The sequence below is a fragment of the Corynebacterium sp. HMSC078H07 genome, from assembly GCF_001812805.1.
Taxonomy (GTDB): Bacteria; Actinomycetota; Actinomycetes; order Mycobacteriales; family Mycobacteriaceae; genus Corynebacterium.
In genome coordinates this window covers 20,990-31,689 of record NZ_KV810505.1, presented here as the reverse complement: position 1 = coordinate 31,689, position 10,700 = coordinate 20,990, and the positions used below count along the sequence as shown (strand labels likewise).

The window sequence follows — 10,700 nt, the reverse complement described above, 5'->3', positions numbered from 1 at the left end:
AGGGGGAGAAGCCGAAGCCCCAGGTTCCGTCCGACGGGGAGAAGCCGAAGCCCCAGACACCTTCGGAAGATAAGAATCTTAGCTCGGGTGAGAACTCCTCTTCTAGCTCGAAGGTCACCAACTTCTGGAACTACTTCCTAGGCATTGCGACTATTGGCAGCATGATCGCAATTCTGTGGCAAGCATTTGTTAAGTCCGGTGCTTTTGACAGTGCCCGTGCCTTCTTTCAGCGATAAGCGCTAAAGCACATCGCTGACAGTTCAAGAGCGACGTAACGGGTGTGGGGTGCCGATGAAATTTGGTGCCGCACACCCACGTCGGCCTAATCCCCTTAATTTTCGATTTTGAGTTTTTCTAACCTCAACTGATTTGTAGTTTTTCTAAATAACACCGTGGAGAAGAACAGTGACTACCACTCTCAATAAACCTTTGTCCGTTGCGTTGCGAGAGGCGACTGCGCGTGCGCATGAGCATGCGGAGAATTCGGCATTCATGCAGCGCCTGTTGTCAGGGGAGCTCAATAAGTCAGCCGTGGCTGATTTGGCCGGCCAATTGTGGTTTGTATATGGAGCTCTCGAGAACGCCGTTCGCAGCGTGGCGACTACTCCCATTGCCGGTGCGGTGGCGGATCCACGGCTGGAACGTCGTCAAGCACTGGAAGCAGATCTGAAAATACTCGTTGGCGAAAACTGGAGCGAGGAGATTCGCATTCTTCCAGCGACGACGGCCTATACCGCGCGCTTAGAAAAAATAGTTAGCCAACCAGTAGAAGTGGTAGCTCATCACTACGTGCGCTATCTCGGTGATATTTCCGGTGGGCAGGTGATTGCAGCGCGTTTGGGGGCCCATTACGGAGTTCCTCCTGAGGCCCTGAACTTCTATGACTTCACTTCAATTGGAAAAATCCCGCCTTATCGCACGGGATACCGCAGGCGTGTGGATAGCCTGGAGCTTAACGTTGAACAGCGTGAAGCTATGCTCTCGGAGGCAGAGCGGGCTTTCAGCTTTAATTCGGCGATTTTCGCTGAATTGGGGCGCCTCTATTAGCCGGTGAAACCTCCCCAAAAGACTTAGCCTGCGTGGCCGGTAGCCCATGTAGTTAGTTTCAGAAGCTGCGCCATCGGCTTCCTGCGCGCCGGGCCAAACATGACACAACCCACGGAATCCGTGAAGGAAACCGTGGGTTGTGTCTTTGCGCTGAGTGCTAAAAGAAGAGGTCAGATACCCACATATCCTTTAGCAGTCGTAGTACATCTCAAACTCGAGCGGAGTCGGACGCAGACGCGACGGCGTGATTTCGTTCTCGCGCTTGTACTCGATGTAGGTCTCGATGAGGTCTTCGGAGAAGACATCGCCCTCGGTCAGGAAGTCGTTGTCCTCTTCCAGAGCAGCAAGGGAAGCCTCCAGGGAGGTTGGTGCCTGCGGGATGGAAGCAGCTTCTGCCGGCGGAAGCTCGTAGAGATCCTTGTCTACCGGGGCGTGCGGCTCGATGCGGTTCTTGATGCCGTCCAGACCAGCCATCAACATGGCAGCGAAACCGAAGTACGGGTTGCCTGACGGATCCGGTGCACGGAACTCGATGCGCTTGGCCTTCGGGTTGGAACCGGTAATCGGAATACGGATAGCAGCAGAGCGGTTGCGCTGCGAGTACACGAGGTTAATCGGAGCCTCAAAGCCCGGAACCAGACGGTGGTAGGAGTTCAAGGTCGGGTTCGTAAACGCCAGCACGGCCGGTGCGTGGGCCAGAATGCCACCGATGTAGTAGCGAGCCATATCGGACAGACCTGCATAGCCAGCCTCATCGTGGAAAAGCGGCTTGCCGTCCTGCCAGAGAGACATGTGGGCGTGCATACCGGAACCATTGTCACCAGCCAGCGGCTTCGGCATGAAGGTCACGGACTTGCCGTACTCGGCGGCAGTGTTCTTGATGATGTACTTGAAGGTCTGGATATCATCCGCTGCGTGGAGCAGAGAATCGAAGCGGTAGTTGATCTCGTTCTGACCGCTGCCTACCTCGTGGTGGAAACGCTCGATGACATAGCCAGCCTTCTGCAGCTGTTCGACCATGGCATCACGGACCTCGCCGTGCTTGTCCACGGGGGCAGTCGGGAAGTAGCCGCCCTTCACACGAGTCTTGAAACCAATGTTCGGAGTGCCATCGAAGTTGGTCTCGGAACCACGGTTCCACCAGCCCTCATCGGTATCGACCTCGTAGAAGCCGTTGTGCACCTCGGTGCCGTAGCGAACGGAATCGAAGATGTAGAACTCAGCCTCAGCGCCGAAGTAACAGGTGTCAGCGATGCCGGTGGAGGTCAGGTACTCCTCAGCCTTGCGGGCGATGTTGCGCGGATCGCGGCTGAACGGCTCAAGCGTAAACGGATCGTGCACGAAGAACTTGATGTTCAAGGTCTTCGCGGTGCGGAAGGGATCTACGAACGCGGTAGACGGGTCCGGCAGGAGGGTCATATCCGACTCATCAATGGTGGTGAAGCCGCGGATAGAGGAGCCGTCGAAAGCGAGGCCCTCAGCGGCCGCTTCCTCAGTGAACTCATCGGCTGGGATTGAAAAGTGGTGTTCGGTGCCGGGAACGTCCGTGAAGCGGATGTCAACGAACTTGACGTCCTCTTCCTTGATGTACTTGACGACGTCCTGGATTGTCTCGAAGGACACGGTAGTCTCCTGTTGGTTGACCTGTATTACTCTCGACTAGTTTACAGGTATTGACTCCACCGCCGCCGAAGGTGGGGGAGTCAGATCGAAATTTCTTGCTGCAGTGTAGGGGCGCTAGATTGGTGGGCATGGCAGACAACAAAGATGGCTTTGGGCCGGGGGAGTGGCCCGGGCAGAAACTTGGTCTCCCGAAGGAAGGTTCCGGCTCACTTGCTTCAGTGATGCGCCGCACCGGTGGAGTCCTTATTGATTGGCTATTAGCCATGCTCATTGCCAATCTCCTCGAGCTCTACACCAGCGCGCTCGGCGGACCTGCGTTCTTGGGGTATGCGGTGTGGGCCGTTATGGGCATTGTCTGTGGCTGGCTCTTTGCCCGCACACCGGGCATGCTCATTCTTGGTATGGGCGTGGCTCGCCTCGATGAGCCGGGCAAACCCGTGGGCTTCTGGCGCGCCGCCGTTCGCACGTTACTCACCGGTGTGCTGTTCCCCGCCGCGATGGTTGACGCGGATGGGCGCGGCCTTCACGACCGTGCAACGGGAACCGCCGTCATCATGGCTTAAGCGGGGTAACTTCAGCCGCTCAGTGTGGTGTCCTTTTCAAGGTCATCGCAGATGGTTCTACTGAAAAGGTTTGTTTGGGCGGCAGAGAATCTGCAATGAGAAAGGGTCTCTTCCGAGTTTGTCGGAAGAGACCCTTTGACGTGAGCGGGTTAGCGCAGGGAGCTTAGCTTACTTGCCGCCCTTGCGCTCTTGCATACGACGCATACGGCGGTTCATGCCGGACATGTTCTGAGCCTGGCGCGGCATCGGGCCCTTCGGCAGACCCGGGGTCGTGCCGGGCAAATCATCCATTGCCTCAATGCGGCGGATGTTGTCGTAAGTCTCGTTCTTGTTGTAGTTCCGCGGCAGCTTCAAGATGTGGCTGCGCAGCTTGGAGACGGGAACCTCGTCCTCGCCATTGCCCACGAAGACTTCGTACACCGGCACTCCGCCGGCCAAGCGGTCCACGCGCTTCTTCAAGCGGTTGAGGGTGGGGCCTACGCGCTTGCGGTCGCCCTCGATGACGAAGATGACGCCCGAGTTACCGATGACACGGTGGATGAGATCTTGCTGGCGGGTAGCTGCTACACCAGTCTTGACCTTCCATATCACGCCAACGGTGTTGCGCAGCTGCTGCTCCAGTGCCCAGCCGGCAGCGCCTGGTTGGTCCTCGACCTTCTTGTACATATCGCGCTCGAGGCGGCGAGTGAACAGGAACATGGCCAAGATGGCGCCGATGCCCAGACCCAGGATGAGCATGAACCACTGGCCGTTGAAGAGCATGCCGATGAGGAAGAAGAGCAAGCCCATGCCCAGGAAGGCGGCCAGCATGATGGGAATGAGCGCCTTGTCCTGCTTGCGCTGCATGTTGAACGCTTGCCACATCTGTGACCAGTTCTGCTTGCGCTGAGCGCGCTTTGCGGCGCGCTCCTGCTTCTTCGCTTCCTTCAGCGATGCCTTGTCGTCGTTAGCCATGGCTCCTACTTTAGAGGTCAGAGGGTGAAAAAGAGAATCGAACTAGCGAATGGTGGAGGCCGCGGAGTTCGGGTTCGCTGCACCAGCCGGGGTCTTGACCATGCGGGTGGTCACCGGGGTCTCCTCAGACGGGCCGTACTTCTCCAGCAGGGTGGAGGCCTCTTGCGCAGTAGCGCCCTGGGAGGTTTCAGCCAAGTGCTTGAGATTCTCCGGCAGCTCGAGGCCGCGGGCCTCCATAGCCTGAACATAGAGGCGACCAGCACGGTAAGAGGAGCGGACTAGCGGACCGGACATGACGCCGCCGAAGCCGAGTTCCTTAGCCAGTTTGGAGTGCTCGACGAATTCTTCCGGGCGAACCCAACGCTCAATCGGGTGGAAGCGCGGGCCCGGGCGCAGGTACTGCGTAATCGTGATGATGTCGCAGCCGACCTCGCGCAGGTCCCGTAGAGCTTCTTCGATTTCCGCAGCGGTCTCGCCCATGCCCAAGATGAGGTTGGATTTAGTGATAAGACCAAACTCGTGGGCCTGACGGATGACGTCGAGGGAGCGCTCGTATCGGAAGGCCGGGCGGATGCGCTTGAAAATGCGGGGCACGGTTTCGAGGTTGTGGGCAAAGACCTCGGGTCGGGCCTCGAAGACTTCCTGGAGCAGGTCCGGTTTTCCAGAGAAGTCCGGGGTGAGGTTTTCTACACCGGTGTGTGGGTTAAGATCGTGGATTTTGCGGACCACCTCGGCGTAGAGCCAGGCACCCTCGTCCGGCAAATCATCACGGGTCACGCCGGTGATGGTGGTGTAGTTGAGGTCCATCTCCTGGATGTTCTCTGCAACGCGGCGCGGCTCGTCACGGTCCAGCTCCTCCGGCTTGCCGGTGGCGATGTCACAGAAATCGCAGCGGCGGGTGCACTTGTCACCGCCGATGAGGAAGGTGGCCTCGCGGGATTCCCAGCACTCGTGGATATTGGGGCAGCCGGCTTCCTGGCACACGGTGTGCAGCGAAGCTCCGGATACGCGGGATTTCATGTCCTCATAACCCGGTCCGGTGCGAACCTGGTTGCGGATCCAGCGTGGCTTCTGTTCGATGGGCGACTCCGCATTTTTCTTCTCAATGCGGAGCATCTTGCGTCCTTCAGGCTTAACAGTCACGGAACCTCACTTTACGCGTTGGGGTTAGCTCTTCCTAATACAAGTCCTGCGAGAGCCGGGTTTATTCCACCGAGGGTAACTTCTATTTTCCCTCTGCCGCTTTGCGGGCTTGGCGTGCCTTCTCGTTGGCCACCTTGATGGGATCAGGCGCCGAGGCAAAGGTGTGGTCGGCCACGGTGAGTTCGCCTGAGAGGGCTTTGAGGAGGGCGTCGAGAAGCGGCGCTTCCGCTTCCTGAATGGTGACTTCGCGGCCAAGCTCCAGCGAGAGCGTGGACACGTCGGCGTCGTCGATGCCGCAGGCCACGATGTGCTCGTAGTACTCCAGGGTATTGGTGCAATTGAGGGCGAGGCCGTGCATTGTCACGCCGCGGGTAACGCGGATGCCCAAGGCGCCTAGTTTGCGGTCGCGCTTCGGAGCGGCCGGATCGGCGGCGCGGGTGGTGGAGGGCACCCACACACCGGAGCGGCCGTCGATGCGCCCGGCAGTGCTCACGCCGAGCTCGCGGACGGCCTGGATGATAGCCTCTTCGAGGCGGCGGACATAGTCCACCACGTCAACGGGTTCAGCGAGCTTAATGATGGGGTAGACCACCAGCTGGCCTTCGCCGTGCCAGGTGATGCGGCCGCCACGGTCGACGTCGATAACCGGCAGGCCATTGTCTGGCAAATCTTCCGGCTGCGTGCGTTTGCCGGCGGTGTACACATTGGGGTGCTCCACCACGAGGATGACATCACCCTGCGTGCCCGCTGCCCGGGCCGCGGCGAGCTCGGCCTGGAGATCCCAGGTTTCCTGGTAGCCCATGCGGCCTAGGCGGCGAATCTCCAGTGGCTCGGCAGAGGCACGGATGGAGCGATCAGCGGGGAAAAACGGTTCGCGGGGAGCAGTCATGGCTACCCATGCTAGTCCCCGCGACGTCAGAACTTTTAAGCGACTCCGTTAGCGGAGGCGTACTCCTCGGCGGTCATGAGCTCGCCAACTTCGGTGACCTCGACCTCGAAGAGCCAGCCTTCACCGAAAGGATCGTTGTTGATGACGGCGTAGTCATCGTGCACGTCCTCGTTGACGGCGGTGACGGTGCCGGTGACCGGGGAGTACAGATCAGAGACGGACTTGGTGGATTCCACCTCGCCGCAGGTCTCGCCGTGCTCAACGGTGTCACCCACAGCCGGCAGTTCGGCGAAGACAACCTCGCCTAGGCGGTCGGCAGCGACGGAGGTGATACCGACGCGAACGGTGGAACCGACGACGGAATCAGCGGTGGCGTTGACCCACTCGTGGTCCTCGGAGTAGGAGAAATCGGAAGGAAGGGTAGCCATGTGAAGGATGTCCTTTCGGTAGTTGAATTCAGTAGTAGAGTTTACTTCTCACGCTTGTAGAAGGGGAGAGCGGAAACCTCGAAGGGGTAGCGCTTGCCACGAATATCTACCTCGACGTCAGCTCCCGGCTCGAGACCAGCGGCGGTGTCGATGAGCGCGAGTGCTACCGGGTGTCCCAGAGTGGGGGAGGGCTGGCCGGAGGTGACCGTGCCCACCTTCTGCTCGCCCACATATACCTCGGAGCCGGCACGGGCCGCGCGGCGCTGGGAGGACACCAGGCCGGTAACAACAGCCTTGGGCCCCTCCTCGGCGCGCTGGCGCAGCACCTCAGCGCCCACGAAGTCCTGTTCCTTCTTGGCAAAGGCGCGGGCCATACCGGCCTCGACCGGAGTGATGTCGCGGGTGAGCTCGTTGCCGTAGAGCGGCATACCGGCCTCTAGGCGCAGGGAGTCGCGCGCTGCCAAGCCGCAGGGCTTGATGCCGTATTCCTCACCGGCCTTGAGCAGCTCTTCCCACAGTTCCGGGGCATCGGAGTTATAGACGATGAGCTCGAAGCCATCCTCGCCGGTGTAGCCGGTGCGGCAAATGAAGGCGTACTTGCGGGCAACCTTGCCGGTCATCGCGGCGTAGTAGGGCAGGTCCATGACGGCCTGCTGCTTGGTGTCCTCCACCAGCGGGACGAGAATCTCTAGCGCCTTCGGACCTTGGACAGCAATCATGGCCACGTCGCGGGACTCGTTCTTGAGGTCCACGTCGAAGCCCTCAGCGCGCTCGTTGAGTGCCTCCCACACGGTGTCGGCGTTGCCGGCGTTCGGCACGACGAGGAACTTGGTCTCCTCCAAGCGGTAGGTGATGAGGTCATCCATGATGCCGCCGTCCTCGGCGCAGATCATGGAGTACTTCGCCTTGCCCTCCTTGAGAGGGACCAGGTTGGAGATGAAGCAGTAGGACAGGAACTCGGCTGCATCCGGGCCGTTGACCCAGATTTCACCCATGTGGGACAGGTCAAAGAGGCCAGCAGCATTACGTACCGCGCGGTGCTCATCCAGCTCGTTGGCGTACTTGAGCGGCATTTCCCACGGCCCGAAAGGCGTGAAGGTGGCGCCGAGCTTCTCGTGCTCAGCATGCAGCGGGGAGTGCAGGAATTCAGTCATTGATTTAATCCTCCTGGTTGTCGGTGTAGTCGAAAGCCTCCGGCGGCGGGCAGGAGCAGACGAGGTTGCGGTCACCGTAAGCCTCGTCGATGCGGCGCACCGGCGGGAAGTACTTGCCGCGGCGCAGGGAAGCCACCGGGTAGGCCGCCTGCTGGCGCGTGAAGGTGAACTCCCATTCATCGTCCGCCACGGCCTCAGCGGTGAACGGGGCGTGGTGGATGACGGAATCCTCGTAAGTTACTTGGGCGTCGATGATCTCTTGGATCTCGGCGCGGATGGAGCGCATGGCCTCGATGAAGCGGTCCAGCTCACCCAGGTCCTCGGACTCGGTCGGCTCCACCATGAGGGTGCCAGCCACTGGGAAGGACAAGGTCGGCGCGTGGAAGCCGTAGTCCACGAGGCGCTTGGCCACGTCGGCGGCGGTGACACCGGAGGCGTCGGTCAGCTCGCGCAGGTCAAAGATGCATTCGTGCGCCACCAGGCCCGCATTACCGGTGTAGAGCACTGGGAAGGAATCCTTGAGGCTTTGTGCCAGGTAGTTCGCGCCGAGGATGGCGTGGCTCGTGGCGTCAGTCAAGCCCTGTGCACCAATCATGGCCAGGTAGGACCACGAAATGGGCAGCACGCCGGCGGAGCCGTAGCGCGTCGCTGTGGACGGCACGCCGCTGCCATCCTGCGCGGGCTGGGACGGGTCAAGCTGCGGATCGTTGGCGTCGGTCGGCAGGAAGGGCACCAAGTGCTTGGCGACGCCCACCGGGCCCACACCCGGGCCACCTCCACCATGCGGGATGGTGAAGGTCTTGTGCAGATTGAGGTGGGACACATCGCCACCGAAAGCACCCGGACGGGCCCAACCGGTCAGCGCGTTCATATTCGCACCGTCGATATAAACCTGGCCGCCGGCCGCGTGAACCTTGTCGCAGACCTCGCGTACCTCCGGGTCAAAGACGCCGTGAGTGGAGGGGTAAGTAATCATGATGCCGGCGATGTGCTCGCCGTGCTGCTCAATCTTGGCGTCAAGGTCGGCGACGTCAATGGAGCCGTCATCCGCAGTTTTGACCACGACAACGCGCAGGTTGGCCAACGTCGCCGAAGCGGCGTTAGTGCCGTGCGCAGAAGCCGGGATGAGGATGACATCGCGGCCGTTATCGCCGTTGGCCACGTGGTAGCGGCGGATGGCCAGCAGGCCAGCCAACTCACCCTGGGAGCCAGCGTTGGGCTGAATGGACACCTGAGCGTAGCCGGTGATTTCAGACAGCCACGCCTCCAACTCCTCAATGAGTGCGCGCCAACCCGCAGTGGTCTCTTCCGGGGCAAAGGGGTGAATGCCGGCGAACTCCGGCCAAGAGATGGGCTCCATGGCGGAGGTGGGGTTGAGTTTCATCGTGCACGAGCCCAGCGGGATCATCGTGCGATCCAGGGCCAGATCCTTGTCCGCCAAGGTGCGCAGGTAGCGCAGCATCTGGGTCTCAGAATGGATGGAGTTGAAGATCTCGTGCTGCAGCGGGGCCTCGGCACGCTGGAGGGAGTTTGGAATCTCGAAGGAGCCAGACGCGGCTGGCTCAGATTCGGAAGAAGCCTCAGCGCCGAAGGCAGCGGCAAGGACGGTCACGTCCTCGCTGGTGGCGGACTCGCCGAAGGAGACCGCTACCTTGTCCGAACCAATGGCGCGAACCAGGTAGCCCTGCTCCTGCAACTGGGACTTGATGGCGGCGGCATCGACGCCGGTGACGGTGACGGTATCGAAGAAGTCGCGCGAAACAATCTCCTTGCCGGCGCTGCTTACTGCAGCGGCGAAAGCAGTAGCGTGGTCGTGGACGCGCTGCGCGATGGCCTTGAGGCCCTCCGGTCCGTGGTAGACCGCGTACATGGAGGCCACGTTGGCCAGCAGAGCCTGTGCAGTACAGATGTTGGAGGTCGCGCGCTCGCGGCGAATGTGCTGCTCACGGGTCTGGAGAGCCAGGCGGTAAGCAGGGCGACCGGCAGCGTCCTTAGACACGCCCACAATGCGGCCCGGCATCTGGCGCTTGAGCTTCTCCGTGACGGCCATGAAGGCTGCGTGCGGGCCGCCGAAGAAGAGGGGCACACCGAAGCGCTGGGAGGAGCCGAGGACAACGTCCGCGCCCATCTCGCCCGGGGCCTCGAGCAGGAGCAAGGAGAGCGGGTCCGCCACTACGGCAGCCAAGGCGCCGCGGGTGTGCAGCTCTTCAATGGCCGCGCGTGGATCCACGATGTCGCCTTCGGTGCCCGTGTAGGCCAGGATGGCGCCGACAAGATCCTCGCCCACGATGCCGTCGCGGACATCGGCGATCTCGGCCTCGAGCTCAATGGCGCGGGCACGCTCAGCAGCCACGGCAAGGACCTGTGGGTGCAGGCGGGAATCCAGCAGAACGCGTCGGCCCTTCTTCACTGCACGCGCCATGAGGCCAACGGCTTCGGCGCTGGCAGAGGCTTCGTCGAGAAGCGAGGCGTTTGCGATGGGCAGGCCGGTGAGGGACTCAATCATCGTCTGGAAATTGAGCAAAGCTTCCAGACGTCCCTGGGAAATCTCCGGCTGGTAGGGCGTGTACGCGGTGTACCAGCCGGCATCTTCCAACAGACCGCGGCGGATGACCGCCGGGGTCAGAGTATCGGAATATCCCTGGCCGTAGAAAGACTTCAGCACGACATTCTGAGAGGCATACTCGCGCAGCTTGGCCTGGGCATCGTCCTCACTCAACGCATCCGGGAGGTGGAGGGCCTCGGCGGCGCGAATAGTGGTGGGGAGGGCGGCATCGACAAGCGCCTCAACGCTGTCGTAGCCCACGGCCTTGAGCATCGTCGCGCGCTCGGCCTCATCAGGTCCGAGGTGGCGAGAGATGAAATCCATGTGTTTGAACTCCTTCGTGGCGTTAGTCAG

The 10,700-nt window shown here is 61.0% G+C and carries 9 protein-coding genes and 1 pseudogene; 3 read left to right on the top strand and 7 right to left on the bottom strand.

What is annotated here, in order from left to right; all coding sequences use genetic code 11:
- A pseudogene (locus HMPREF2875_RS13850) lies at positions 1 to 236 on the top strand (hypothetical protein); the annotation flags it as partial.
- A 169-nt stretch (positions 237 to 405) separates the two neighbouring features.
- Positions 406 to 1,047 carry a biliverdin-producing heme oxygenase gene (locus HMPREF2875_RS09900; protein WP_042531665.1) on the top strand — a complete coding sequence of 214 codons (642 nt, stop codon included), beginning with the start codon at positions 406 to 408 and terminating at the stop codon, positions 1,045 to 1,047.
- Between the two features lie 189 nt (positions 1,048 to 1,236).
- Here HMPREF2875_RS09900 and glnA read toward each other — a convergent pair whose 3' ends face one another.
- Complete coding sequence (gene glnA, locus HMPREF2875_RS09895) at positions 1,237 to 2,670, bottom strand: type I glutamate--ammonia ligase (RefSeq protein WP_070672724.1); 1,434 nt, start codon at positions 2,668 to 2,670, stop codon at positions 1,237 to 1,239.
- A 128-nt stretch (positions 2,671 to 2,798) separates the two neighbouring features.
- Here glnA and HMPREF2875_RS09890 point away from each other — a divergent pair, with 128 nt between their 5' ends.
- Positions 2,799 to 3,233, top strand: coding sequence for an RDD family protein (locus HMPREF2875_RS09890; RefSeq protein ID WP_070672732.1), 435 nt, complete (start codon positions 2,799 to 2,801; stop codon positions 3,231 to 3,233).
- Positions 3,234 to 3,401: 168 nt separating this feature from the next.
- Here HMPREF2875_RS09890 and HMPREF2875_RS09885 read toward each other — a convergent pair whose 3' ends face one another.
- From HMPREF2875_RS09885 to gcvP, 6 genes are all read right to left on the bottom strand, one after another.
- On the bottom strand, positions 3,402 to 4,187 hold the full coding sequence (locus HMPREF2875_RS09885) for a DUF4191 domain-containing protein (RefSeq protein ID WP_070672721.1): 786 nt from the start codon (positions 4,185 to 4,187) through the stop codon (positions 3,402 to 3,404).
- Between the two features lie 42 nt (positions 4,188 to 4,229).
- Entirely contained in the window at positions 4,230 to 5,303 is a 1,074-nt protein-coding gene (lipA, locus tag HMPREF2875_RS09880) for a lipoyl synthase (protein WP_070672719.1), read from the bottom strand.
- A 109-nt stretch (positions 5,304 to 5,412) separates the two neighbouring features.
- Entirely contained in the window at positions 5,413 to 6,219 is an 807-nt protein-coding gene (lipB, locus tag HMPREF2875_RS09875) for a lipoyl(octanoyl) transferase LipB (RefSeq protein WP_070672716.1), read from the bottom strand.
- A gap of 35 nt (positions 6,220 to 6,254) precedes the next feature.
- Positions 6,255 to 6,647 carry a glycine cleavage system protein GcvH gene (gene gcvH / locus HMPREF2875_RS09870; RefSeq protein ID WP_070672713.1) on the bottom strand — a complete coding sequence of 131 codons (393 nt, stop codon included), beginning with the start codon at positions 6,645 to 6,647 and terminating at the stop codon, positions 6,255 to 6,257.
- Positions 6,648 to 6,688: 41 nt separating this feature from the next.
- Positions 6,689 to 7,801 carry a glycine cleavage system aminomethyltransferase GcvT gene (gcvT, locus tag HMPREF2875_RS09865; protein WP_070672710.1) on the bottom strand — a complete coding sequence of 371 codons (1,113 nt, stop codon included), beginning with the start codon at positions 7,799 to 7,801 and terminating at the stop codon, positions 6,689 to 6,691.
- Between the two features lie 4 nt (positions 7,802 to 7,805).
- Positions 7,806 to 10,670 carry an aminomethyl-transferring glycine dehydrogenase gene (gene gcvP / locus HMPREF2875_RS09860; protein WP_070672708.1) on the bottom strand — a complete coding sequence of 955 codons (2,865 nt, stop codon included), beginning with the start codon at positions 10,668 to 10,670 and terminating at the stop codon, positions 7,806 to 7,808.
- Between the last annotated feature and the right edge of the window lie 30 nt (positions 10,671 to 10,700).

Excerpts from the sequence above, each read along its gene's own strand:
- HMPREF2875_RS09890 (WP_070672732.1), top strand. The coding sequence starts at position 2,799 with ATGGCAGACAACAAAGATGGCTTTGGGCCGGGGGAGTGGCCCGGGCAG.
- HMPREF2875_RS09885 (WP_070672721.1), bottom strand. The coding sequence starts at position 4,187 with ATGGCTAACGACGACAAGGCATCGCTGAAGGAAGCGAAGAAGCAGGAG.
- lipA (WP_070672719.1), bottom strand. The coding sequence starts at position 5,303 with ATGCTCCGCATTGAGAAGAAAAATGCGGAGTCGCCCATCGAACAGAAG.
- lipB (WP_070672716.1), bottom strand. The coding sequence starts at position 6,219 with ATGACTGCTCCCCGCGAACCGTTTTTCCCCGCTGATCGCTCCATCCGT.
- gcvH (WP_070672713.1), bottom strand. The coding sequence starts at position 6,647 with ATGGCTACCCTTCCTTCCGATTTCTCCTACTCCGAGGACCACGAGTGG.
- gcvT (WP_070672710.1), bottom strand. The coding sequence starts at position 7,801 with ATGACTGAATTCCTGCACTCCCCGCTGCATGCTGAGCACGAGAAGCTC.
- gcvP (WP_070672708.1), bottom strand. The coding sequence starts at position 10,670 with ATGGATTTCATCTCTCGCCACCTCGGACCTGATGAGGCCGAGCGCGCG.